The sequence below is a fragment of the Micromonospora yasonensis genome, from assembly GCF_026013475.1.
GTDB classification, from domain to species: domain Bacteria; phylum Actinomycetota; class Actinomycetes; order Mycobacteriales; family Micromonosporaceae; genus Micromonospora; species Micromonospora yasonensis.
The window spans coordinates 1-23,587 of sequence record NZ_JAPDPH010000023.1; the positions used below are offsets into that span (position 1 = coordinate 1).

The following is a 23,587-nucleotide window of genomic DNA, read 5'->3' on the forward strand; positions in this document are numbered from 1 at the left end:
TGGCTCCGCGCTTCTGGTTCACAACGCCAGCTGCCCGGTTCCCGACCATGCGACCAAGTGCAAGTGCACCAGCGGCGGGACGTCAACCCCGGCGGTGAAGGAAGGGATCACGCAGCGATCGTGATGACCCATCCAGATCACCTACTGACGTCTACCTATGGTCCGGCAGGAAGGGACCAAGCGTCTGGACGCCAACCTGGCCTACCGGAAGGTACTGGCGAAGGATCTGAAGAATCTCCGTCAGATCGGAGAGAGGAGCTACGGCGATCCGGGCCACTTCAACAAGCAGATCAAGGAAATCTTGGGGTATTACAGAACAGACTATCCTGACCTGATGAAGAGGTAGATGTGACTGTCAGGGATGAGGTAACAGCCTTCGCTCGGCTGGGGCCGCTGCCCTCTGAGGACGACGACTCCGAGAGCGGGGACGAGGAGTTCGAGGAGAGAACCCGGCTGCTTCATGCCATCGAGTCGCCGGTCAGCGATGAGGAGGCCCAACTTTTGGCGAAGTGCTTCGGAGTCGACAACTGCTTCGGGCTGTCGTGGACTCTGCTGCACCTGGTGGAGTCGACACCCTCGCCGGTGGTGACTTCCGAGCCGGAACCAGGGGCCAACCCGTGGCTCGCCATGCTGTGGCAGCGGTATCAGAACAGCTTGAGTGATCAGGCGAACTGAGGCCTATGGATCGAGCAAGATGAGAACCCTGCCGGGATCTGTTCCCGGCGGGGTTCCTCGTTGTCAGGTCGTAGTCCTTTGAACAGGAGGAAGCATGGCCTCCGGCGTCTTCGAGCAGCCGGGCGGCGGGTTTGTGCTGTACTCGCAGGTCAGCGGAGCCGCGACGGCTGCCCGGACGCCGGCATGTGGGCCCAGGTCTATGCGGCAAGAGCATGGTCCACCCCTGGTGCCAGGATTGTCGGATTGGGTCGATCAGTGAGAACCCTGTGGGATCGCGAAGTGGCGGACGAGGCTGAGCTTGTCGGCCGGCTCTCTCCAGCGGCTCGGATGCAGCTGGCACGGCAGGTCGTCGACTGGACGATTGAGGCGTTGCCGAGCGATGCTCGGCAGCTCCTGGTCGGACGCCCAAGCGAGGTGGTCGGGGCCGCCATCAGCGATATCCGTGCCGTAGCCGACGGTGCGGAGCCGACGGAGGAGGCGGACGAGATCGAGGACGAACTCCTTGAGCTGTCCGACGAGGTCGAGTTGCGGCCGCTCTGGCAGCTCTTCAATGCTCTGTCGTACTGCATCGGGCTCGACCCATCCGAACTGGAGACAGCGACCACACAGGAAACGATGTCCGCCTGCTACGACGTCATTCGTGACTGTGAGGACCTGCCTGAGTTCCCTGTGGGCACTGACGAGGCAACGGTTCTGGCAGCGGAGCGAGCGAACGACAACTGCATGCGAGCCATCAACCAACAGAAGGAGCTGATCGCCGAGGCGCTACGTCGTGACGCCGGTCAGTAATCTCGACCTGGCCGTGGCATTGCGAGGTCGCCGAGATGGTTGCTGATGGTTATCACTCGCTCCGCGGTGGTTGCGGCCGGTCTTCGTAGTCCGGCACTACGTCGGGTTGTGCCGAGCGGGCGAGCGGGTCCTGCTCTGGGTGGTCTCCACGACTGGCCGACGCGACGACCTGGACCGCTACCACGGGACATGCACAGCGTGCTGGCTGATGAGGGTGTCGACCAGATCCGGGACAATGCTCGACATCACGGGCGCGAGCGCTTGCGCCTGCTGTATGCGTGCTATCGCCGCCCGAATCCGGGTACGGAGATGCCGGGTGGGCAGTGACGGAGCGGGTCTGGTTTCTCGGCAGGGGTGCGGCGGTTGGCGCTTTGCTGGTAGGCGGGAGGGGAGGACTGGATTGCTTCAGAGAACGGACCCCGTTGAGATCGCCGGGAGAACCGGCGGGGGTGCACGCCCGTCCCAAGGACTTCGGCCGGGCCCTGGACCTGTGGTGTTACCAGGCCCAGAAGGCGGGCTGGTCCGTGTCGGTTCTCGACCGGGACCGCGACACCGGCCGGGAGGGACGGTGCGGGATGGTCGAGGTCGAGGGTCTGCGGTACGAGATACGTTACGGCCCGCGGACTCGTACGATCCGGCTCGACGACAGCAGCGGGGTGGACGTGTATCGGCCCGCCTTCGCCTACGCGGTCTGGGCCGAGCCGGTCGTGCTCGAGGTCTTCCTGGTCGATGAGTAGCTCGTCGGGCGCCGGCAACCGCCCGGCTTCTCCGTTCGAGGAGGAGCCGTCGTCGTGGACCGGGCCACCGCTCACCGAGGACATGGTCCGTCGGGCGGAGGAGGCTCTCGGCGTTCGGTTGCCCGGGAGCTATCTGGAAGTGCTGTACCGGCAGAACGGTGGTGTGCTGAAGAAGACCTGCCATCCCACGAGCTTCCGGACGTCTTGGGCCGATGACCACTTCGCGGTGGACGTCATCATGGGCATCGGGTACGAGGAGGGGATCGACGTCCAGTCGGACTATCTGGTGGCCGAGTGGGGCTACCCGAACATCGGGGTGGTGTTCGGTGTGACGCCGGCGGCCGGCCCGGACACCGTGATGCTGGACTACTCGGCATGCGGCCCGGAGGGGGAACCCGCCGTCGCGTACGTCGGCGAGGACCGGGTGCCTCGCCGGGTGGCCGAGTCTTTCGGCGAGTTCCTCGCCGGTCTCGTCCCGTCCGAGGCGGATGAGGACCAAGACCGCTGAGCGCGGATTGCGCGCGTCTCCCGATGCGGGACGGCCGCATGATCGTCTGTTCGGCTGTGCGCTACCGATACGTAACGCCAGCTTCCGGAGGCCGACTGGATCACCACGGCAGCCATCCGGCAGGCGATGACGGACCGTAAGGGGTATCACGGGTACCCCTTCGGTCGCTTGGCGTGGATCTTCTTTCGCTGTGGACTGATCCGATCGCTGTCGAGCAGGTTTCGTGCGGAGACAGCGGGGTAGCAGGAGCGCGACGACGACCAGAAGGCGCGGCCGTCGAGGCGGTCACTCTCCGTCATGAGCCGCCGGGAGCGTTCCCCGCGGCGTTTCTGTTACCGTGACACGCCGTACGGTGATATTGATGTTCGTCACGCTTAACTGTCTGGTTTGTTCCTTGTTGACCGGGGAAGCGAGCACTTAGCCTGGGCCCGCTCGAGGTTCAACGGGGGAGCGAGCGTGATGGACCTGCAGATTCGGCTTCTCGGCACGGTGGAGCTGTGCGTCGACGACCAGATTGTCACGCCCGGCGCGGCCAAGCGACGGGCCGTCCTGGCCGCGCTGGCGATCGAGGCGAACCATTCGGTCACCCTGCCCCGGCTGGCCCAGATGGTCTGGTCGGACCACCCGCCGGCCTCCGCCGTGGCAAATCTACGTAGTCACGCCGCTGGGTTGCGCCGCACGCTGGGCGACCGGTTGGTCGCCCGGCCACAGGCATACGAACTGCGGCTCGCGCCGCACGAGCTGGACGTCACCGAATTCCAGCGGCTGGCCGGGGAGGGAAGGGCGCTGCTCGCCTCGGCCGACCCCGCCGGCGCCATCGAGACGCTGGCCGCCGCGTTGTCCAGGTGGCGCGGCCCGGCCGGCGACGGCCTGCCCCGCGGCACCGGGCTGGACAACCGGTGGGCCAGCCTCGACGAGCAGCGGCTGCAGGTCTTCGAGGAGTTGGCCGAGGCACGGCTGGCCGCCGGGGAGCACGCGCACCTGCTGTCCGAGCTGCGGGGGCACCTGGCCACCCACCCGCTGCGCGAGCGGGCGTGGGGGCAGCTGATGCTCGCCCTCTACCGGTGCGGGGACGTGCCGGCCGCGCTCACCGTCTTCCGGGACGCCCGGGCCGTCCTCGGCGAACAGCTCGGCCTTGAGCCCGGCGAGGAGTTGACCAATCTGCACCGGGCGATGCTGGACCGGGCCCCGGAGCTGTCGTACGCGCCGCTGGCCGTGCCGGTCGTCACCGCACCGGTCACGGTTGCCGAGGGGCGACCCGCGGTCGGTTGGGCGGTGCCCCGGGAACTGCCGGCGGATCCGGTCACCTACGTCGGGCGTACCCGGGAGACCGCCGACGTGGTGGCGACCGTGACCGCCGGGACGCCGGCCGCGGTGGTCGTGACCGGTGCCGCCGGCAGCGGCAAGACCAGTCTCGCGGTACGCGCCGGGCACGCCGTCTCCGCCGAGTTCCCGGACGGGCAGGTCTTCGTCGACCTCGGCTACCGGACCTCGGTGAAGGCGGGCGAGGTGCTGGCGCGGGTGCTGCGCGCACTCGGCGTGCCCGCCGCCGACGTCCCCGAGAACACCGACGAACGGGCCGGCTGGTTCCGCTCCCTGGTGGCGGGGCGCCGGCTGCTGCTGGTTGTCGACGGCGTGACCCGGGCAGCCCAGGTGCGCCCGCTGCTCCCGGCCGGCCCCGGCCCGGCGCTGATCGCGGTCGCCCAGCGCCACCTCGGCAGCCTGGATGGCGTACGCCGGGTGGCGCTGCGCCCGGTGGGGGTCGCGCAGGCCCGCGAGCTGCTGGCCGCGTTCGCCGGGCCGGAGCGGCTGGCCGCGGAGCCGTCCGCCACCGCCGAGCTGGTGCGGCTCTGCGGGGGCTCGGTGCTGGCGCTGCGGATCGCCGGCGCCCGGCTGGGTCAGCGGCCCGGCACGTCGGTGTCCACGCTGGTCGCCGAGCTGGGCGACGGGCGGGGCCGGCTGGACCTGTTGGCGTACGAGGATCTGTCCGTGCGGGCGAGCCTGGCCACCGGCGTGGCGGCGGTCCGCTCCGACGACGAGGTGGCCGGCCGGATGCTCGAACTGCTCGCCGCGCAGCCGGGCACGCCGGTGGAGACCGCCGCGACCCAGCTCGGGGTATCCCCGCAGCGGGTGCACCGCGCCTTGGACGACCTGGTCGACGCGCACCTGGCGCAGCAGGACGGCCACGGCGACTACCGGCTGCCGGCGCTGGTCCGGGACTACGCCGCGGAGCTGGCCGCGGTGGGGCAGGTCCCCACCCGGAAGCTAACCAACCGGCGGTTCGACCCGCTGGCGGCGTGAGCGCCCGGGCGGCTGCCGACCCGGGATGATCGGCTCTGGTGGGGGTGCGTCCACCGGGTGACACTGAGTCATGACACCTCAGCGCGTACCACTGCTCCTCGGCGTGGTCGTGCTGCTCGCGGCGGCCTGCACGACGACCGACCACGACGGCGCGACCACAGCGCCCTCGACGGCGCCCGCGCCCGGCGCGACCGCCGCCGCCACCACGCCCGCCACCGTCCCGGCCGCCACCACCGCCGCACCCGCGGCGGGGGACTGGCGGGCCACCTACGGGTGGGCGGTGCCCACCTCGCCGGCCCGGGTGCCGCACCCGGTCCCGGTGCCGGTCACCCCGGCGCCGGGGGAGCCGCTGCCCGTCCTGGTGCGGATCCAGGTCGGTGACCACCCCGCCGAGGGCTACAGCCGGATCACCTTCGCGTTCCGCGGCCCCACCCCCTCCTACCGGATCGGCTACGTCGCCCAGGTGGAGGCCGAGGGCAGCAGGGCCCCGGTGAGCCTGCCGGGGAACGCCTTCCTCGCCGTCCGCTTCGACCCGGCCCAGGCGCACGACAGCGCCGGCCGGAGCACGGTGAGCGCGCCGTCGCGGACCATCGGCTACCCGACGCTCCGCGGCTGGGCGCCCGCCGGGGACTTCGAGGGGTACGTCAGCTTCGGTCTCGGGGTGCAGACCTCGGGCGCGCGACTTCCGGTGCGGCTGGGCGAGTCGACCCGGCCGGACGGCACCCACGTGGTCTCGGTGGACGTGCCCCGGAGCTGACCGCACCGACCACGCCGACCGGATGGCCGTCGCGGTCGGCTACTTCCTGCCTCAGGAGACCTCGCCGCGGACGATCGCCACCGCCACCCGGCAGAACTCGTCCATGTCCGGATTGAATCCGGCGGCGATGTCCGGGTGCAGGCCGGCGCGCGTCTCGTCGAGCAGCCGACGGCAGACCTCCTCCACCGGTTCCCCCGCGTAGCTGGCGCGGACCCGTTCGGTTGCCGCCTGCAGGGCCGAGGTCAGCTGATCCTCCAGCGGGCCGCGCAGCTTCTGCTGCACGGGGTCGAGCCCGCTCGGGTCGAGCGTGACATGTGGCTCCGACATCGGGGCTCCCTCCTTCGGCGTCCGCGGTACCCCACCGCGGCCGTCGGTCAAACCACCGCCGCCGGTACGGCGGCCACCCGGACCTGGTACGAGAAGTCCTCCGCCGGTTCCTCGGCGTACGAGAGCCGGCGGATCTGCCGGTCGTCGCCGTAGAGGGCGACGTCGACCAGCACCCCGAGGTGGGCCAACCCGATGTTCGCCACCCGCTTCTTGTCCTGAAGCACGGCGCACACCCCGCCCAGCAGGGTGCTGGCGTCGGCGGTGCGGTGCCCGGGCGGGCAGCGCAGGGTCAGGTCCACCTCGACCGGCCCGTCCAGCGGGGTCCAGCCGGTGTGCTGGGCCGCTGTGCAGGCCGCCTGGAGCAGGGCACGGACCCTGGCCGCCTGGCGGTGTCCGGCGGCGAAGATGGACAGGGCCTCGGTCTTGACCGGGGGCAGGCCGCTCACCTCGAACGTCAGGGCGAGAGCGCGGGTGTCCTGCACGACGGCACCTCCTCGTTGGGCTCTGATCCTGCCCAACCGGTGGGACCGCAGAGGGACGTTCGCGCGAGAACCAACCGATCGGGCGGGCTGGGGTCGGCCGGAGGCGTATCGACGTCGACGGCGAACGCGCTGGCTGCGGAGCTGACCTGACGCTAGTCCACCGCGCGTACGCTGGGTAGCCTCGCGGCCCACCAGCTGGGACGGGCGGCGGGCCGGCCCAGCTCGCTCACTGTGCGGCGCGCGGGGCGAAGGCGCAGAACTCGTTGCCCTCCGGGTCGGCCAGCACCCACCACCGGGTCGCCTCGGTCGGCTCGGCGAGCAGGGTGGCCCCGGCGGCGATCAGCGCCCTGGCGTCCGGACCGGTCAGCTCGACGTCCCAGTGCACCCGGTTCTTCACCCGCTTGCGTTCGGGCACCGGGTCGAAGACCCAGCGGTCCCAGGGGAAGCCGCCCGCGCCGATCACCGAGGCGCCCTCGTCGGTGGTCTGCACCCGGCCGCCGACCACGCCGGCCCACCAGGTGGCCTGCGCGGTCGGGTCGGCGCTGTCGACGACCAGCTCGAAGACGCCGGGCCGCCGGCCCTCCCGAGGCGCGAACGCGCAGAACTGGTTGCCCTCCGGGTCGGCGAGCACCCACCAGCTGATCTCCGCGTCCGGCTCGCGGACCAGCCGCGCCCCGGCGGCCAGCAGCGCGTCCGGCTCCGGCCCGGCCAACCGCAGGTCCAGGTGGACCCGGGTCTTGCCGGTACGCGGCTCAGGCACCGTGTTCACCCAGATCGACTCGGCCTTCGAGGCGGCCGCGCGGGGGTCGATCCGGGTGTCGCCGTCGCCGGTGTCCACCAGTTCCCCGTCGAGGATGCCGGCCCAGAACCCGCCGAGCTGGAAGGCGTCGGTCGCGTCCATGCAGAGATCCTTGAAGCGCGCGATCATCCGCCCATCCTGCCGCCCCGGTCCGACACCCGCCGCCCCGGCGCTCCCGCGCCCGCCGCGCTCCCGCGCTCGACGCTCGCCCGGTATGTGCCCTTGTTCGCGGAAAGGGGGTACCTCGCGCGGAATGGCCGCTCTTTCTGTGAATCAGGGCACACAGCCGGGCACGTGGCGGGCCTCGGTGGCGGGCGCGTTGCGGGTGAGGGAGCAGGGCGGCCCGTTCGCGGCCTGGCGGAGCCCGTTTCGTGGTGACCGTGCGGTGATCGTGAGGTTTGGCAACGTTGCAGGCCGGGCACTGTGAGGCCCGCGAAACGCCCGGGGCGCGGGCGGCCCTGTGGCGGTCGGCGTCCCGACCGTCTCGCCGTGCGCCGGGCACGGGCGACTCCCCCGGCTCTCGCCGATGAGAGGGGGAGGGCGATGACGAGCGAACGGGCTGCGGACCGGCGGCGGCCATCCAGACGTGCGGCGGCAGCCGCCGCGCTGGCGTTGGTGGGGCCGTTGGCCGCCTGCCGGCGGCACGACGATCAACGTGGCCTAGCGAGGAATACCGCTCCGTCAGGGGCCGGGAGAAATCGCGTCACGAGCCGGGACGTTTCTGGTTTTCGATGTACTCACGGATGACGGCGAGGGGTGCGCCACCGCACGATCCGGCGAAGTACGACGGCGACCGCAGGTGGCCGTGCTTGGTGTGCGGGTTGATTCGGTCGGTGAATTCTTGCCGTAGGTAGTGCGCGGAGACGCCCTTGAGTCGGTTGGCCAGGGTTGTGATCGGCAGTTTCGGTGGGTAGTGGCTGAGTAAGCGGATGTGGTCGTGTTCGCCGTTGAACTCGCGCAGTTGCGCGCCGAGCTTGGCGCACACGTCGGCCGACCTGGTGCACCGCGACGGGAAGTGGTTCCTGTACGCCACCTGCGACATCCCGGATGTCGAGGTGAAAGCACCTGACGGGTTCCTCGGCGTCGATCTGGGCATCGCGAACATCGCCACTACCAACGACGGCACCCGACACAGCGGCAAGGGTTTGAACCGGGTCCGGCATCGTAGCCAGCGGTTGCGGGCCAAACTTCAGCGCATCGGCACCAAATCGGCCAAGCGGCTGTTGAAGGCCCGCCGGCGTAAGGAAGGCCGGTTCGCGGCCGACGTCAACCATTGCATCGCTAAGCAGATCGTGACGAGGCCGAACGCACCGGCCGCGGCATCGCCCTGGAGAACCTCACGGGCATCCGCGACCGGGTACGGCTCCGACGGCCCCAGCGGGTCACGCTGCACTCGTGGGCGTTCCACCAACTCGGCCAGTTCGTCGCCTACAAAGCGACCCGGGCCGGGATAGCGCTCGTTCACGTGGATCCGGCGTACACCTCGCAGGGCTGCTCCGCCTGCGGGCACATCGCCAAAGCCAACCGACCCAACCAGACCACCTTCCGATGCACGTCGTGCGGCCTCGCTGAGCACGCCGACGTCAACGCAGCCCGCAACATCGCCACACGCGGCGTTGCGGACTGGGCAGCCGTCAGCCTGCCGAACGCGGCGTGACCGATGCAGCCAGCACCGACCACGATCTGCAACCTCGACCCCTTCAGGGCCGAGAAGCTGACCCTGGAGAAGATCCACCTCTTCGACCCGTCGACGGGCCGGAACCTGACTCTGCACGAGGGGCGGTCGGCCGGGGCGCTCGCCGACTGACCGACGCAGTGAGGGGCCGGTGGCGCGCTGCCGGCCCCTCAGCGTGCCGGCAGGTGCTCCAGCAGCTTGTCCAGCCGGATGGGCAGGTCCCGGACCCGTACGCCGGTCGCGTGGTGCACCGCGTTGGCGACCGCCGCGGCGCTGCCCACGATGCCGATCTCACCGATCCCCTTCACCCCGGCCGGGTTCAGCTCCGGGTCCTCCTCCGGCAGCCAGTACGCCTCGATCCGCTCGACGTCGGCGCAGACGCTGACGTGGTAGGTGGCGAGGTCGTGGTTGACCCAGTCGCCGTACCGCTCGTCGAGCAGGCCCTCCTCGTGCAGCGCCATCGACAGTCCCATCGTCATGCCGCCGATGAGCTGGCTGCGGGCGGTGGTCGGGTTCACCACCCGGCCGGCGGCGAACATCCCCAGCATCCGGTCCAGCCGGACCTCGCCGGTGTCCGCGTCCACCCGCACCTGCGCGAAGTGGGCGCCGTACGCGTACCGGGCCAGCGGGCGCTGCCCCCGGATCTCGTCGGCGGTGCTCACCTCGACGGTCAGCCCCTCGGCGGGTACGACGCCGTCGCGGAGCCGCTGCCGTAGCTGTTCGCAGGCCCGGATCACCGCCCAGCTCCACGAGGCGGTGCCCATCGAGCCGCCGGCCACCCCCGCGGCCGGCAGGTCGCTGTCGCCCACCCGGATGGTGACCCGGTCGGCGGGTACCGCGAGGGCGTCGGCGGCCACCTGCCACAGCGCGGTGCGCGCGCCGGTGCCGATGTCGGTCGCGTTGATCCGTACCTCGAAGGTGCCGTCCGGCGCGGCGGTGGCCGCGGCGGCGGCGGCCCGGGCCCGTGCCGGGTAGCTGGACCCGGCCACTCCGGTGCCGATCAGCCACCGGCCGTCGTGTCGGGCCCCCGGCGTCGGGTCGCGGTCGGCCCAGCCGAACCGCCGGGCCCCCTCGCGTAGGCAGGCGACCAGGTTGCGGCTGCTGAACGGCTGCCCGCTGTCCGGGTCGACGGTCACGTCGTTGCGGACGCGCAGCTCGACCGGGTCGACGCCGCACGCCGTCGCCAGCTCGTCCAGTGCGGACTCCAGCGCGTACGCGCCCGGGCACTCGCCGGGCGCGCGCATCCAGAACGGGGTCGGCACGTCCAGCCGGACCAGCCGGTGGGTGGTACGCCGGTGGCGTCCGGCGTACATGCTGCGGGTGTAGACGGCGGTCTGCTCGGCGAACTCGTGCACGGTCGAGGTCTGGCTGATCGCGTCGTGGCACACCGCCTCGATCCGGCCGTCGGCGTCCGCGCCGAGCCGGACCCGTTGGATGGTCGGGGTGCGGTAGCCGATCGGGCCGAAGAGCTGCTGGCGGGTCAGGGCGAGCCGCACCGGCCGGTCCACGTGCCGGGCGGCGAGCGCGGCGAGCACCACGGGTGCCTTGGGGGCGCCCTTGCTGCCGAAGCCGCCGCCGACGTGCTCGGCGATCACCCGGACCGCCTCCGGGGGCAGCCCGAACAGCTGGGCCAGGGTGGCCTGCACCGGGGTCGAGCCCTGGGTGGAGTCGTGCGCCAGCAGCCGCCCGTCCCGCCAGTGGGCCGTGGTGGCGTGCGGCTCCATCGGGTTGTTGTGGTAGGCCGGGGTCCGGTAGGTGGCGTCCACCCGGACCTCGGCGGCCGCGTAGCCGGCGTCGAAGTCGCCGTCGGCGGTGTCCGGCGGATAGCCCGGGTTGACCGTGTCCGGCCGGTACAGGTCGGGGTGGTGCTCGGTGAGGACGGTGCTGTGCGGCTCGGCGTCGTAGTCGATCCGGACCAGTCGGGCTCCCTCGCGGGCCGCCTCGATCGTGTCCGCCACCACGACCGCGACGAACTCGCCCCGGTAGTGCACGGTCGGTTCCTGCAGCAGGAACAGGGTCTGGTCCACGCCGGGGGTGAGCCGGGGCGCGTTGCCGTGGTGCAGCACGGCCAACACGCCCGGTACGGCCAGCGCCGGGGCCGCGTCGATCCGGGTGATCCGTCCCCGGGTCGCCATCGCCGGCACCGCCCAGCCGTACGTCACGTCGTCAACCGGGTACTCGACGGCGTACCGGGCGGCGCCGGTGACCTTGTCGCGGCCCTCCAGGCGCGGATGTTCCCGGCCCACGGCGCCGACGGGTGGCGCGCTCACCGGGGCACCGCCGCGGCCAGTCCGGTCAACGCGCGGACGGTGAGGTTGCGGATCAGCGCCACCTTGAACCCGTTGTGCGGCAACGGGCGGGCCGCGGCGAGTTCGGCGTCCGCCGCGCGGGCGGCCAGTTCGGCGGTGAACGGTCGGCCGCGCAGCGCCTCCTCCGCCCGGTAGGCCCGCCACGGCCGGTGGGCGACCGCCCCGTACGCCAACCGGACGTCGCGGACGGTGTCCCCGTCCAGGTCGAGCGCGGCGGCCACCGAGCCGACCGCGAACGCGAACGTGGCCCGGTCGCGTGCCTTGAGATAGGTGCAGCGCCGCGCGAACGGCAACGGCGGGACCCGGACCGCGGTGATCAGCGCGCCGCGCGGGAGGTTGGTCTCCCGCTCGGGCTGCTCGCCGGGTGTGCGGTGCAACTCGGCCACGGGGATCTCCCGGGCGCCGCCCGGGTCGTACACCTCCAGCACGGCGTCGAGGGCGACCAGGGCGACCGCCAGGTCCGACGGGTGGGTGGCCACGCAGAATTCGGACCAGCCGAGGATGGCCAGGTCGCGGTTCTGCCCGTGGCGGGCCGCGCAGCCGGTGCCGGGCTCCCGCTTGTTGCACGCCTTGCCGGTGTCCTGGAAGTAGACGCAGCGGGTGCGTTGCAGCAGGTTCCCCGCCGTGGTGGCCATGTTGCGCAGCTGCCCGGAGGCGCCGGCGAGCAGCGCCCGGGACAGCAGCGGGTGGTCGCGGCGGACCGCCGGATGTGCGGCGAGGTCGCTGTTGCGGACGGTGGCCCCGACCCGCAGCCCGCCGTCGGGGAGGGTGTCCACCGTGTCCAGCGGCAGGCCGGTGACGTCCACCAGCAGGTCCGGTCGTTGCACCCCGAGCTTCATCAGGTCCACCAGGTTGGTCCCGCCACCGAGGTACGCGGCATCCGGTTCCGCGTCGAGCAGCGCGACCGCCTCCGCGACGTCGGCCGGCCGCTGGTAGCGGAACGCCCTCACCGCGCCGCCGCCGCGTCCCGGATCGCGGCCACGATGTTCGGGTACGCGGCGCAGCGGCACAGGTTGCCGCTCATCCGCTCCCGCACCTCCGCGTCGGTCAGTTCCACCGGCGCGGTCAGGTCCTCGGTCACCGCGCTGGGCCAGTCCCGGGCCACCTCGTCGAGCATCCCGCGGGCGGAGCAGAGCTGGCCGGGTGTGCAGTAGCCGCACTGGAACGCGTCCCGCGCGACGAAGGCCGCCTGGAGCGGGGAGAGGTCCTCCGGTCCGGCGAGCCCCTCGACGGTGACCACCGCCCGGCCGTCCAGGGTGACGGCCAGGATCAGGCAGCTCTTCACCCGCCGGCCGTCGAGCAGCACCGTGCAGGAGCCGCACTGCCCGTGGTCGCAGCCCTTCTTGCTGCCGATGAGGGCGAGCCGCTCGCGCAGGGCGTCCAGCAGGGTGGCCCGGTTGTCCAACGTCAGGTCGTGCCGGACGCCGTTGACGGTGAGGGCGACGGGGGACGACCGCCCGTCTTCTGCCGGTTTCCCGCTCTCCCGCCCGCTGCGCACCGCGTCAGATTACCGTTGACGGCGATATTCAAGGACAAATACGGGCAGAAGCCCTGGGCTGGCGATCGGTGGAGCGGCATGCGTGAGGTCCTGGCCGCGGCCCACGACTGGCGGCGGCGGAAGGTCCCCTTCGGCCTGGCGACCGTTGTGGGCAGCAGCGCGGGCAGCGCCACCGGCCCGGGTGACCTGCTCGCCGTCGACCCAACCGGCGACGTACGCGGGGGCATCCCCGCCGGCTGCGTCGAGTCTGCGGTGCTCGACGCGACGGCGGAGACCCTGCGCACCGGCCGGACCCGGCTGGCCCGGTACCCGGTGGGCGGGGACGGCCCGTGGCCGGCCCGGCCAGGCTGCGCCGGGACCGTCGAGGTGCTGCTGCGCCGGGTGACCGCGGACGGCCCCACGGCCCGCTCCCTCGCCGCGCTCGCCGGGCCCGACCCGGCCGCCGTGGCAACCGTGGTGGGCGGCCGGGCACCCTTCGCCGCCGAGCTGGTGATCCGGCGGGACCGGACCGAGGGCACCCTGGGCACCGCGGACCTGGACGCCTGGGCCGTGGACCGGGGGGCCGGTCTGTCGGCCGGCGCGGTGGTGCTGCGCCATGGCGAGCGTCCCGGCGTACGGGTGCTGTTCCAGGCGGCGCCGGCCGCGCCGCGGATGCTGCTGTTCGGTGCCACCGCCGTCGCCGCGGCGCTCGCCCGGATCGGGGCGGACCTCGGCTACCGGGTCGTCGCCTGCGACCCACGGCCCGCGTTCGCCACCGTCGCGCGGCTGCCTGACGCACACGAGGTGCACCGAGCCTGGCCGCACCGCCTGCTGGCCACGACCCCGGTCACCCCGGACACGGTGCTCTGCCTGCTCGGTCACGATCCCCGCTACGAGATCCGGCTGCTGCGTGTGGCGCTGTCCACCCCGGCCGGCTACGTCGGGGTGCTCGGCAGCCGCGCGGCGCACGAGGCGCGCCTCGCCCGGTTGCGCGCCGACGGGGTGCCCGAGGCCCAGTTGGCCCGGCTGCGTGCGCCCGCCGGGCTGGACCTCGGCGGACGCAGCCCGGTCGAGACGGCGCTGGCGATCGCCGCGGAGGCGGTGGCCTGGCGCCACGGCGGCAGCGGCTGGCCGTTGTCCGGCCTGGCCGGCCCGATTCACGCCGCCCGCCCGGCCGGCCTGTTCGCGGCGGCGCCGTGACCGTGGCCGGGCTGGTGCTCGCCGCCGGGGCGGGACGCCGGCTGGGCCGGCCGAAGGCTCTCGTCGAATGGGACGGCGAGCCGCTGGTCCGGCGCGCCGCCCGGCTGCTGCGCGTCGGCGGTTGCGACCCGGTGCACGTGGTGGTCGGCGCGGCCAGCGGCCGGCTTCCCCCGCTGCCCAGCGCCGTCCCGGTGGTCAACCCGCAGTGGCGGGACGGCCTCGGCAGTTCACTGCTGCGCGGCCTGGACTCACTGCCGGGCGTCGCCGACGCGGTCGTGGTGGTGCTCGTCGACCAGCCCTGGCTGACCCCGGCCGCGGTCCGCCGGGTCCGCGCGGCGTACGTCGCCGGCGCCGTCGTCGCGGTCGCCAGTTACGCCGGCCGGCCCGGCCATCCGGTCCTGCTCAGCCGCGTCACCTGGCCGCTGATCGCGCCGTACGCGACAGGGGACCGGGGTGCCCGCGACTTCCTGGGGGCGCGGGCCGACCTGGTGACTCCGGTGCTCTGCGACGGGTCACCGGCCGACGTGGACACGCCGGCCGACCTGGCCCGAGCCCAGGCGCCTCACGAGGTGTAGCAGCGGCGACGGACAGCGCCCCGGTAGCGCGGTTCGCGGCAGCGACGCGCCAAGGCGGCTATCCCTTGCCAGTGGGCCTTGATTTACCCGGGGCGGCGGGCAGCAGCAGGGCCGGGACGAACGCGAGTGTGGTGAAGGCCAGCGTCCACCAGAAGGTGTGCCCGTATGCGGCGGCCCGGGCGGCCGCGCCACCGTCGGCGGCCCCGGTGAGCCGGCGTTGCAGGATCACCACCAGGACGGCGGCACCGAACGACGCGCCGACCGTCTGGATGGTGGTGATGGCGCTGGTCGCCCGCGGGATCAGGCCGGGCGCCAAACCCTGGTACGCGGCGGCCATCACCGGCACGGTCGCGGCGGCGATGCCGATCCCCCAGACCAACAGGGCGACCGCGAGCAGCACCGGGTCGGAGTCCGGCCGCACCTGGGTGTACGCCGCCGTTCCGGCGACGGCGACGGTCAGGCCGACCAGCACGACCGGACGGGCACCGATCCGGTCGGTGAGCTTTCCGACGAACAGCAGACCGAGCATGGTGCCCACGCTCTGGGGCGCCAGCAGCAGGCCGGCCGACAGCGCGCTCTCGCCCCGTACCTGCTGGTAGTAGAGCGGTAGCAGGATCATCGCCCCGAAGATCGACATCCGGGACAGGAAGTTCAGCGCCGACGCCGCGGCGAACGCCCGGCTGGTGAACAGACGCAGGTCGAGGACCGGCGTGGTCCTGGCCCGCAGCGCGTGCACCCCGAAGGCGCCAAGCAGTGCCAGCCCGATCGCGAGGGCGATCAGGACCGGCGGAGCGGCGACCGAGCGTTGCACGCCGGCCCGGTACAGACCGTAGATCGTGACGGCGAGGCCCGGCGACAGCAGCGCCAGCCCGAGGACGTCGAGCGATCCGGCCGACGGCGCCTGTGCGGCGCGCGGAATCCCGCGCCAGGCCAGGAGCAGAGCGACGAGCCCGATCGGCAGGTTGACAAAGAAGATCCACCGCCAGTCCGCGGCGTCCACAATCAGGCCGCCGAGCAGGGGACCGGCGATCGGTGCGAGTTGTCCGGGAACGGCGACCATGCTCATCACTCGACCCCGGCGCGTCGGACCGGCCGCCTGGGCCAGGATCATCATTGCCAGCGGCACGATCATCCCGCCGCCGACGCCCTGCACCACCCGGAACGCGATCAGGCTGCCCACCGACCAGGCGGTGCCGCACAACGCCGAGCCGGCCAGGAAGACGGTGAGGGCCGTCAGCCACATTCGCCTGGTGCCGAAGCGTTCGACCGCCCAGGCGGTCAGCGGGATGACCATGGCGATGGTGAGCAGGTAACCGGTGCTGACCCACTGCACCGTCGCGACCGAGGTGCCCAGGTCGTCGGTCAGCCGGGCCAGCGCCACGCTGACCATCGTCATGTCGAGCATGGCGGTCAGCGCCCCCAGCACCACGATGGCGGCCAACCTGACCAGGGCGGAATCGAGCTGGGCAACCCCTGAATCGGAACCAGGCACTGTCGCGGGGTCGGGCCCAGCTGTGGAACCGGGACCGGGCCCGGCCGGTCTGCCTGCAGACTGCGCGGGATTCATGGCCGAAGAGGTCATATTTCGACACTACACCGTGCAGTGTAGATGCGTACACTGCACCGTGTTAGAAGCCATCCACTCCCGATGAGGAGCGCGCCATGCCCCGTCCGCCGGCCAACACCGACCGACCGCTGCGTCGGGGCTCTGCGGACAAGCGGGCCGCCATCGAGCGGGCCGCCTTGGCGGTGTTCGTCCGGGAGGGCTACGCGCGGGCCAGCGTCGACGCGATCGCCGCCGAGGCTGGGGTGTCCAAGCGGACCATCTACGACTACTACGGTGACAAAGAGCGGCTGTTCGTGCGCGTGCTGACGGACACCATCGAGGCCGCCGACGCCACCTTCGGCGCGCTGCTCGACCGGACCCTGCCGGCGGACGGTGACCTGCCCAGCGGCCTGCTCGCGTTCGGTCGTGAATTCGCCGCCGCCATCGCCCGATCGCCGGAGCGGGCCGCCGTGATGCGGCTGATGATCGCCGAAGCCCACCACTTCCCCACCCTGCTGCGGCAGTTGCGGGGAGCGGGCGCGACCCAACGGATGCTGGCCGCACGGCTCGCCAGCTTCGCCGACCGCGGGCTGCTGGACCTGCCCGACCCCCTGGAGGCGGCCGGCCACCTCGGAGCCCTAGTCAGCAACCCCGTCAGTCTCCGATCGCTGATCGGCGCCGACCTGGTCGACGAGGCCGAGCTCGAGCAGATCGTCACGAGCGGCGTACGGGTCTTCCTGCGCGCCTATCGTCCCGATCGCGACTGACCCGTTACCCAAGACCAGCCTCGACCTGCTTCCGACTGAACCGGACATCGCCTCCGGCCAGCGCGCCCGCCTCAGAGCCGCAGGGACAGGCCGAGGTAGCGGGCGTAGCCGGCCAGTGCCGACTCGACCCGGGAGCGCAGCGCGGCGTCGAACGGCACCAGCGGCTGCAGGGTCACCGTGACGGCGGACTTCCCGATCGTCCGCTTCCAGGTGCCGACCACCCGGCCGCCGCGTACCACGGTCGACTGGAACACCCCGTTGTTGCCGGGGACCACGGCGTTGGCGTGCGCCGGGTCGAGCATCAGGGTGCGGTCCTTGAAGCCGAGTAGGTATTCGTCGAAGCCGGGCAGCGTGTGCAGGTCGTCGACGGGCTCGCGGGGCGCGTCGAGCAGCGCGGCGTCGACCAGCGCCGCGGTGCCGTCCACCTCGACCGGGGCCAGGGCGTCGCCGGCCGCCGCGATGCCGCGCCGGGCGTCGGTGACGGTCAGCCCGGTCCACCGGGCCAGGTCGTGCGCGGTGACCGGGCCGTGGCTGCGCACGTAGCGCAGGGCGAGCAGGCCGAGGGCCTCGTCCCGGTCGGGCCGGTGCGGGTCGGGCACCCACTCGTCGAGCAGGGCGAACGTCTGTTCCTTGCCGACGTGTGGGGCGATGCAGGTGACGCCGCGCTGGCTCGCGTACCACAGCAGGTGGTAGCCGCGCTGCCCGCTGGTGTCCAGGCCGGCGGCGCCCAGCGTGGCCAGGCACTCGGCGCGGGTCAGCCGGCCACCGCCGGCCAGTGCGTCGCCGAGCACGTCGGCGGCCCGGTCGGCGTCGGCCTCGGTGAGGCCGAGTTGCGCCCGGCGGGCGGCGGCGCCGGCCAGGGTGCGCACCCCGGTCACCGCGAGCATCCAGTGGGCGTCGCGGGCGGGCACCAGGTGGACCGTGCCGCGCATCGGCCAGGTGCGCAGCGCCTCGCGTCGCTCCAGCGCCGCGCGCACGTCGGCGTGGGTGCGGCCGGGCAGCCGTACGCCGAGCGACCACTCGCCGCTCGCCACGTCCTGGGCCTGCATGGCGCCGAACCACTCCACCACGTCGGCCACCCCGGCGGGGCGGGCCACCGGGTGCGGGCGCAGCAGCAGGCTGGTCACGCGTAGCGCCAGCGCCTCGGCGCCGGTGAGCCGTACCGGCACGGCCGCCTCCCGTTGATCGTGGACGGCCAGCATAGGCGCCGGGGCCGACATGTCCCGGCCGGCGGCGACCGGGCGGGTGGGCCAGCGCCCACCCGCCCGGGGTGTCACCGGTCGCGGCGTGCCCGCTCCGGCACGTCCGCGTCGACGACTTCCCGACGGACCTGGGCGTGGGCCGGCTGCTCCTCGACGACCTCGTCCCGGGCCAGCCGGACCCGTTCGACCGGGACCCGCTCCTTGACCGCCACCGGCCGCTCCGCGTAGAGGAGCATCTCGTGCTGCTCCTCGCCGAGTTCGGCGCGGACGTCGGCGGGGTCGGTGATCGGCTCGTGGACGACGGTCACCTCGTCGTGCGCGACCGGCACGGTGGTCTGCACGTTCTCGGTCACCACGCGCTTGCGCAGCCGGGCCGTGCCGACCGGCTCACGGACGGTGTCGAACCGCGCCCGCTCCGCGGAGCGGACCACCTCCGGCGGACCGGTCGCCCGTCCTGGCGGCTCCGGCTGCCGGACCGCGCCCTGCCCGGGAAGCTGGTAATGCCGGTAGAGCTGGGTGAGCTGGTCGACGCCGAGGGGTTGGTCGCTGCCGCTCTCCACGGCGGGTGCGCCCCGCACGGTCGCCCGGTCGTACGGCAGCCGCACCCGGCCCTCCTGCAACCGGGCGGCGTGCAGCGGGGCCATCGACTCGGCCTGCGTCCCGGCGCCGGTCCGCACGCTGACCCAGGTGGGCTCGCCGGCGGCGTCGGCCCAGACCTGGCCCACGTTGCCGATGGTCGCGCCCGAGCGGTCCTGGACGTCCTGCCCGTACAGCGAACGGATCTGCTGTTCGGTGAGCCGCATGGTTCGTCCTTCCTCTCGCGGGTCACCGAGAGGATCCCCGCGGGCGTGGACGGCATGCCGGCCAAGTCGGGCGAATAGGAGGTGCAGGAGGAGAAGTCCCCTGATCGCGCTACGCCAGCCACGTCGCCGGCGGAGCGCGATCCCCCGTTCAGGTTCCCGGCGCGGGGCGGCGACCGCTACCGGCACCGGTGTGACCAGGATCCCCGGTGCCGGGATCACGGGCGTCCGCCCGGCCGGGAACTTGCGCAAATCTTGAGCCACGGCAAGTTATCGATCCTGGTGAGCCCCCGGCGGCCCGGGATCCCTGGGCGTTTGACGCCGCAACTAATGGGTAGTCGACCGAGCTGATCCGGAATCGAGGAGGAAACGTCTGATGGATGGCCAGGTCAAGGTCGCGGTGATCTACTACAGCGCGACCGGCATCACCTACCAGATGGCGCAGTCGGCCTGCGAGGCCGCCGGTGAGGCCGGGGCCGAGGTGCGCCTGCGCAAGGTGCGTGAGCTGGCGCCCGACGAGGCGATCCGCTCCAACTCCGGTTGGCAGGCCCACCGCCTGGAGACCCAGGACGTGATGGAGGCCCAGCCGGACGACCTGGCCTGGGCCGACGTCATCCTCTTCGGCGCGCCCACCCGGTACGGCATGGTCGCCGCGCAGCTCAAGCAGTTCATCGACACCACCGGGCCGCTGTGGGCCCAGGGCGTGCTGGCCAACAAGGTCTACAGCGGTTTCACCTCGACCGCCACCGCGCACGGCGGCCAGGAGGCGACGTTGCTGTCGCTCTACACGGTCTTCTACCACTGGGGCGGGATCGTGGTGACCCCCGGCTACACCGACCCCAGCCAGTTCGTCGCCGGCAACCCGTACGGCGCGTCGCACACCAGCAACAACGGGGAGATTCCGCCGGACCACGTGGCCCTGGGCGCGACCGCGTTGACCGCGAAGCGGGCGGTGGAGATCGGCGCCGCCCTGAAGCGGGGCATGGCCGGCTGACACCGGGCGACCGGTGGCCGGGCGGCGGCTCTCGACCCGCCCGGACCGCCGCAGGCCTTCCGCCCTACCCCCGCTCCGCCGACGCGTGCCCGGCCAGCGCCGGCCGGGCGAGCAGGTGCTCGAGCAGCTCCGCGAGCACCACCATCCCGTCCCGACTGAGCACCGACTCCGGGTGGAACTGCACGCCCGCGAAGCCGGACCCGCGCAGCGCGTGCACCGCGCCGTCCGCCGGGTCCCGGGACAGCTCCACCGGCCCGTACGGGGTGGCCAGCCGGTCCGCGTCGGCGCGGGCGGTGAAGCTGGAGTAGAAACCTACTCGACGGGTCACGCCGAACAGCCGCACGTCACGGGGCAGTCCCTGGTACGGCGCGTCCCGCCGGTGCAGCGGCAGCCCGAGCAGCCCGGCCAGCAGCTGGTGGCCGAGGCAGACGGCCAGGGTCGGCCGGCCGGCCGCGAGCAGCCGCGCCAGCAGCGCCCCCATCGTCGCCATCTTCGGTTCGGCCAGGTCGTTCGGGTCACCCGGGCCGGGGCCGACCACCACCAGGTCGTACCCGTCGACGTCGCCGGTGTGGTGCCAGTCGCGGCGGGCCACCGCCAGGCCGAGCGCGCGCAGCTGGTGGGCGAGCATCCCGGTGAAGGTGTCCTCGCCGTCCACGATCAGCGCCCGGCGGCCGGTCAGGCCGGGCAGGGCGGCCGCGCCCGGGGTGCGCTGGTCCAGCCAGAACCGGGCCAGCGGCGTGTTGCGGGCGGCGAGCGCGGCGCGTACCGCCGGGTCGTCGGCCAGCCGCGGCGCGGCGTCGGCGGCCGGCGGCGGGGCCTGCGGGGCGAGGCCGAACGCGGCCAGCACGCCGGCCGCCTTCGCGTGCGTCTCGGCCACCTCACCCTCGGCGGTGGAGTTCCGGACCAGGGTCGCCCCGACCGGCACCCGCAGCTCGCCGCCGGGGGAGAGTTCGGCGGTCCGGATCAGGATCGGCGCGTCGAGGGTCTGCCGGCCCTCGGCGTCGCGCCCGAGCAGGGCGAGCACGCCGGCGTAGTAGCGACGGCCGGTCCGCTCGTGCCGGGCGATCACCCGACAGGCGTTCTCCATCGGGCTGCCGGTGACGGTAGGGGCGAACATGGTCTCCCGCAGCACCTCCCGGACGTCCCGCGAGCCCCGCCCGGCGAGCAGGTACTCGGTGTGCGCGAGGTGCGCCATCTCCTTGAGGTACGGCCCGACCACCTGGCCGCCGTGCTCGGCGACGGTCGCCATCATCTTCAGCTCCTCGTCGAGCACCATGTACAGCTCCTCCACCTCCTTCGGGTCGTGGAGGAAGCGCAGCAGCTCGTCCCGATCGGCCGCCGCGCCGGCGTGCCGGAAGGTGCCGCTGATCGGGTTCATCATGACCAGGCCGTCGTCGACGCTGACGTGCCGTTCCGGGCTGGCCCCGACCAGGATGCGGCTGCCGGTGTGCACGACGAACGTCCAGTACGCCCCGCGCTCGCCGAGCAGCAGCCGGCGCAGCGCGGCCAGGGCCGCCACCAGGGGCGCGCCCTGCACGGTGGCCCGCAGGGTGCGGTGGATGACGAAGTTGGCGCCGGCCCCGTGGCCGATCTCCTCGGCGAGCACCCGGCCGACCGTGGTCGCGTACTCGGCGTCGCTGATGTCGAAGGCCGCGTTCCGGGTCACCACCGGCTCGTCGGGCAGGGCGGCCACCACCTCGTCGAGCGGGATCCGCCGGTGCTCGGCGATCACCAGGCACTCCAGCGGCGTGTCGTCGTCCACGCAGGCGAACCCGCGTTCGGCGATCTGCCGGTACGGCACCAGGGCCAGGGTGCGCGGCCCGGGACCGCCCCCGGGCAGCGGGAGGTCGGCGAGCCGCTCGGCCGTGCGTACCGTGCCGGTGAACAGCTCCAGGTGGTCGGCGCCCGCGCGGCGGACGAGCGCGAACGGGCCGGGGTCGACACCGGCGGCGACGGCGGCGAGCGGATCGGTCGGGCGGGTCATCGGGTCTCCTCGGTGGCCGGTGGCCGCCGGCGGGGCGACCCGGTGAGCCGGGGAGAGACCGGCGGCCGCCTCGTCGGGCGGCCGCGTCGGGAAGCTACGCGCGGGGGTGGGCCGCCGGGTCGGCGGGCCACCAGCTGGACAGGTGCGCGGGCATGGCGATCACTGTACGCGACCGCGTGGCCCCCGGGAACCCGATCGCCGCGCCCGGTCTTGGCTTCGGCGCCGCCTCCGGCGGGTAGGTTCAGTTGGCGATGAACATCCTCGCTCTCGACCTCGGCACCTCGTCCGTACGCGGACTGGTGCTGGACGCGGACGCCACGCCGCGGCCCGGCGCGCTGGCCCGCCGGAAGGTGCGCCTGACCACGGGCGAGGACGGCACCGGCACCCTGGACGGCCCCACCTACCTGGCCTGCCTGGTCGACTGCCTGGACGAACTGGCCACCGGCGGGCACCTGCGCGACGTGGCGCTGGTCACGGCCTCGGCGCAGTGGCACTCGCTGCTGCCCTTGGGCGTCGACGGCGAGCCGCTCGGGCCGGTGCTGACCTGGCTGGACACCCGCCCGCAGCCGCTGCCCGGCGCCCGCGGCCCGGTCGACCCCGAGGCGTTCCACCACCGCACCGGCACCTGGTGTCACCGCGCCTACTGGTCGGTGCGGCTGCCCTGGCTGCAGGAGCGGGTCGCCGCCCCGGTCGGCCGGTTCGTCGGGCTGGTCGAGTACGTGCTGGGTGCGCTGCTTGACGAGGTGCCGATGTCCGTGTCGATGGCCTCCGGCACCGGGCTGCTGGACCTGCGCCGGCTGGAGTGGGACGTCGAGGCGTGCGAGCTGGCCGGCGTACGCCCCGAGGACCTGCCGGCGCTGGCCCCGCGGGAGTGGCACGGCCGGCTCCGCCCCGAGCACGCCCGGCGCTGGCCGCAGTTGGCCGAGGCCCGGTGGGCCGCCCCGGTCGGCGACGGCGCGGCCTCCAACGTCGGCTCCGGCTGCGTCGACCCGACCCGGGCCGCGGTGACCGTCGGCACCTCCGCCGCGGTACGCCTGATCCAGGCGGTTCCCGCCGGGGCCGAACTGCCGCCCCTGCCCGGCGAGGTCTGGCGCTACCGGGTCGACCACGAGCACGTGGTGACCGGCGCGGCGTACTCCAGCGGGGGGAACCTGTACGCCTGGGCCGCCCGGACACTGCGGCTGCCCGAGGGCGCCGCGCTGGAGGCGGCGCTGTCGCGGACCTCCCGGAACCGGCAGGTGCGGGCCAATCCGCGGTTCGGCGGCGACCGGCCGCCCGGCGTCGCGCCGGCCGGCTCCGGTGAGGTGCGCGGGTTGAGCTTCGGCACCACCTCCGTGGACCTGCTCGCCGGGCTGATGACCGGCCTGTGCCGGCTGGTCGCCGGCGATCTGGCCGTGCTGGAGTCCGGCGTGGACGGCCCGACCGAGGTGGTGCTGGGCGGCGGCGCGATGGCCGCGTCCGCCTGGTGGCGCGGCGCGTTCGCCGAGGCGCTGGCCCCGCGGGCCGTGCGTTTCCAGCGCAATCCGGAGGTCGGTGCGACCGGCGCGGCACTGGTGGCGACGGGACGGATCGCCGAGGCGGCCCATCTTGGCGGTATCGGCCGGACGGACGAGCCGGCCGCGCCGAACACCGTAGGCGCGGACCGGCCGCGCTGACCTTCCTGGTCGCGGGGCCAAACAGCCC

25 protein-coding genes are annotated in these 23,587 nt (G+C 73.3%); 13 read left to right on the plus strand and 12 right to left on the minus strand.

The window, feature by feature from the left end; genetic code table 11:
- Nucleotides 1-348: 348 nt before the first annotated feature.
- The 6 genes from ONA70_RS07685 to ONA70_RS07710 all read left to right on the plus strand — a co-directional run bounded on the left by ONA70_RS07685 (nucleotide 349) and on the right by ONA70_RS07710 (nucleotide 5,767).
- Entirely contained in the window at nucleotides 349-675 is a 327-nt protein-coding gene (locus ONA70_RS07685) for a hypothetical protein (protein WP_265005639.1), read from the plus strand.
- 255 nt (nucleotides 676-930) lie between these two features.
- Nucleotides 931-1,464 (plus strand): hypothetical protein, encoded by a 534-nt coding sequence (locus ONA70_RS07690; RefSeq protein WP_265005640.1) that lies wholly within the window; start codon nucleotides 931-933, stop codon nucleotides 1,462-1,464.
- 449 nt (nucleotides 1,465-1,913) lie between these two features.
- Nucleotides 1,914-2,201, plus strand: coding sequence for a hypothetical protein (locus ONA70_RS07695; protein WP_265005641.1), 288 nt, complete (start codon nucleotides 1,914-1,916; stop codon nucleotides 2,199-2,201).
- Nucleotides 2,194-2,709: an SMI1/KNR4 family protein gene (locus tag ONA70_RS07700; RefSeq protein WP_265005642.1), complete on the plus strand. Its 516-nt coding sequence runs from the start codon at nucleotides 2,194-2,196 to the stop codon at nucleotides 2,707-2,709. The genes ONA70_RS07695 and ONA70_RS07700 overlap by 8 nt, the downstream gene beginning before the upstream one ends.
- A gap of 459 nt (nucleotides 2,710-3,168) precedes the next feature.
- Nucleotides 3,169-5,010 (plus strand): AfsR/SARP family transcriptional regulator, encoded by a 1,842-nt coding sequence (locus ONA70_RS07705; RefSeq protein ID WP_265005643.1) that lies wholly within the window; start codon nucleotides 3,169-3,171, stop codon nucleotides 5,008-5,010.
- A 70-nt stretch (nucleotides 5,011-5,080) separates the two neighbouring features.
- A complete protein-coding gene (locus tag ONA70_RS07710; protein WP_265005644.1) occupies nucleotides 5,081-5,767 on the plus strand; it encodes an AMIN-like domain-containing (lipo)protein in 687 nt (228 codons plus the stop codon).
- 51 nt (nucleotides 5,768-5,818) lie between these two features.
- On the opposite strand, the gene ONA70_RS07715 is transcribed toward ONA70_RS07710, so the two are convergent.
- The 5 genes from ONA70_RS07715 to ONA70_RS07735 form a co-directional block, all read right to left on the minus strand.
- Complete coding sequence (locus ONA70_RS07715; protein WP_265005645.1) at nucleotides 5,819-6,094, minus strand: hypothetical protein; 276 nt, start codon at nucleotides 6,092-6,094, stop codon at nucleotides 5,819-5,821.
- Between the two features lie 47 nt (nucleotides 6,095-6,141).
- Nucleotides 6,142-6,576, minus strand: coding sequence for a RusA family crossover junction endodeoxyribonuclease (locus ONA70_RS07720; protein ID WP_265005646.1), 435 nt, complete (start codon nucleotides 6,574-6,576; stop codon nucleotides 6,142-6,144).
- A gap of 226 nt (nucleotides 6,577-6,802) precedes the next feature.
- Nucleotides 6,803-7,504 carry a VOC family protein gene (locus tag ONA70_RS07725; protein WP_265005647.1) on the minus strand — a complete coding sequence of 234 codons (702 nt, stop codon included), beginning with the start codon at nucleotides 7,502-7,504 and terminating at the stop codon, nucleotides 6,803-6,805.
- Nucleotides 7,505-8,078: 574 nt separating this feature from the next.
- Complete coding sequence (gene tnpA, locus ONA70_RS07730) at nucleotides 8,079-8,360, minus strand: IS200/IS605 family transposase (protein WP_406601162.1); 282 nt, start codon at nucleotides 8,358-8,360, stop codon at nucleotides 8,079-8,081.
- A 204-nt stretch (nucleotides 8,361-8,564) separates the two neighbouring features.
- Nucleotides 8,565-8,840, minus strand: coding sequence for a hypothetical protein (locus ONA70_RS07735; protein ID WP_265005648.1), 276 nt, complete (start codon nucleotides 8,838-8,840; stop codon nucleotides 8,565-8,567).
- Here ONA70_RS07735 and ONA70_RS07740 point away from each other — a divergent pair.
- Nucleotides 8,721-9,032: a transposase gene (locus ONA70_RS07740; protein WP_265005678.1), complete on the plus strand. Its 312-nt coding sequence runs from the start codon at nucleotides 8,721-8,723 to the stop codon at nucleotides 9,030-9,032. The two genes, ONA70_RS07735 and ONA70_RS07740, sit on opposite strands and share 120 nt — an antisense overlap.
- A 3-nt stretch (nucleotides 9,033-9,035) precedes the next feature.
- On the plus strand, nucleotides 9,036-9,182 hold the full coding sequence (locus ONA70_RS07745; protein WP_265005649.1) for a hypothetical protein: 147 nt from the start codon (nucleotides 9,036-9,038) through the stop codon (nucleotides 9,180-9,182).
- Between the two features lie 38 nt (nucleotides 9,183-9,220).
- Here ONA70_RS07745 and ONA70_RS07750 read toward each other — a convergent pair whose 3' ends face one another.
- Genes ONA70_RS07750 through ONA70_RS07760 form a run of 3 tightly spaced genes read right to left on the minus strand, consistent with a single transcriptional unit; the run spans nucleotide 9,221 to nucleotide 12,857 of the window.
- Nucleotides 9,221-11,320, minus strand: a complete 2,100-nt coding sequence (locus ONA70_RS07750; RefSeq protein WP_265005650.1) for a xanthine dehydrogenase family protein molybdopterin-binding subunit — start codon at nucleotides 11,318-11,320, stop codon at nucleotides 9,221-9,223.
- The gene (locus ONA70_RS07755) at nucleotides 11,317-12,309 is read right to left on the minus strand and encodes an FAD binding domain-containing protein (protein WP_265005651.1); all 993 of its coding nucleotides are present in this window, start codon (nucleotides 12,307-12,309) and stop codon (nucleotides 11,317-11,319) included. The genes ONA70_RS07750 and ONA70_RS07755 overlap by 4 nt, the downstream gene beginning before the upstream one ends.
- A complete protein-coding gene (locus ONA70_RS07760) occupies nucleotides 12,306-12,857 on the minus strand; it encodes a 2Fe-2S iron-sulfur cluster-binding protein (protein WP_265005652.1) in 552 nt (183 codons plus the stop codon). Before ONA70_RS07760 ends, ONA70_RS07755 begins: the two co-directional genes overlap by 4 nt.
- Before the next feature lie 78 nt (nucleotides 12,858-12,935).
- Here ONA70_RS07760 and ONA70_RS07765 point away from each other — a divergent pair, with 78 nt between their 5' ends.
- Together ONA70_RS07765 and ONA70_RS07770 are read left to right on the plus strand one after the other, a co-directional pair.
- A complete protein-coding gene (locus ONA70_RS07765; RefSeq protein WP_265005653.1) occupies nucleotides 12,936-14,036 on the plus strand; it encodes an XdhC family protein in 1,101 nt (366 codons plus the stop codon).
- Nucleotides 14,033-14,611: a nucleotidyltransferase family protein gene (locus ONA70_RS07770; protein ID WP_265005654.1), complete on the plus strand. Its 579-nt coding sequence runs from the start codon at nucleotides 14,033-14,035 to the stop codon at nucleotides 14,609-14,611. The genes ONA70_RS07765 and ONA70_RS07770 overlap by 4 nt, the downstream gene beginning before the upstream one ends.
- A gap of 58 nt (nucleotides 14,612-14,669) precedes the next feature.
- Here the strand turns inward: ONA70_RS07770 and ONA70_RS07775 are convergent, their stop codons facing one another.
- Nucleotides 14,670-16,052 (minus strand): DHA2 family efflux MFS transporter permease subunit, encoded by a 1,383-nt coding sequence (locus ONA70_RS07775; protein WP_265005655.1) that lies wholly within the window; start codon nucleotides 16,050-16,052, stop codon nucleotides 14,670-14,672.
- A 221-nt stretch (nucleotides 16,053-16,273) separates the two neighbouring features.
- On the opposite strand from ONA70_RS07775, the gene ONA70_RS07780 reads away from it, so the two are divergent.
- Nucleotides 16,274-16,924 carry a TetR/AcrR family transcriptional regulator gene (locus tag ONA70_RS07780; protein WP_265005656.1) on the plus strand — a complete coding sequence of 217 codons (651 nt, stop codon included), beginning with the start codon at nucleotides 16,274-16,276 and terminating at the stop codon, nucleotides 16,922-16,924.
- Nucleotides 16,925-16,995: 71 nt separating this feature from the next.
- Here the strand turns inward: ONA70_RS07780 and ONA70_RS07785 are convergent, their stop codons facing one another.
- Both ONA70_RS07785 and ONA70_RS07790 read right to left on the minus strand, forming a co-directional pair.
- Nucleotides 16,996-18,126 (minus strand): winged helix DNA-binding domain-containing protein, encoded by a 1,131-nt coding sequence (locus ONA70_RS07785; protein ID WP_406601165.1) that lies wholly within the window; start codon nucleotides 18,124-18,126, stop codon nucleotides 16,996-16,998.
- A 71-nt stretch (nucleotides 18,127-18,197) separates the two neighbouring features.
- Nucleotides 18,198-18,929, minus strand: a complete 732-nt coding sequence (locus ONA70_RS07790; protein WP_265005657.1) for a YsnF/AvaK domain-containing protein — start codon at nucleotides 18,927-18,929, stop codon at nucleotides 18,198-18,200.
- Nucleotides 18,930-19,302: 373 nt separating this feature from the next.
- Here ONA70_RS07790 and wrbA point away from each other — a divergent pair, with 373 nt between their 5' ends.
- Nucleotides 19,303-19,920 (plus strand): NAD(P)H:quinone oxidoreductase, encoded by a 618-nt coding sequence (wrbA, locus tag ONA70_RS07795; protein WP_265005658.1) that lies wholly within the window; start codon nucleotides 19,303-19,305, stop codon nucleotides 19,918-19,920.
- Between the two features lie 64 nt (nucleotides 19,921-19,984).
- Here the strand turns inward: wrbA and ONA70_RS07800 are convergent, their stop codons facing one another.
- Nucleotides 19,985-21,904 carry a chorismate-binding protein gene (locus ONA70_RS07800; RefSeq protein ID WP_265005659.1) on the minus strand — a complete coding sequence of 640 codons (1,920 nt, stop codon included), beginning with the start codon at nucleotides 21,902-21,904 and terminating at the stop codon, nucleotides 19,985-19,987.
- Between the two features lie 251 nt (nucleotides 21,905-22,155).
- Here ONA70_RS07800 and ONA70_RS07805 point away from each other — a divergent pair, with 251 nt between their 5' ends.
- Nucleotides 22,156-23,559: an FGGY family carbohydrate kinase gene (locus ONA70_RS07805; RefSeq protein ID WP_265005660.1), complete on the plus strand. Its 1,404-nt coding sequence runs from the start codon at nucleotides 22,156-22,158 to the stop codon at nucleotides 23,557-23,559.
- The last annotated feature ends 28 nt before the right edge of the window (nucleotides 23,560-23,587 follow it).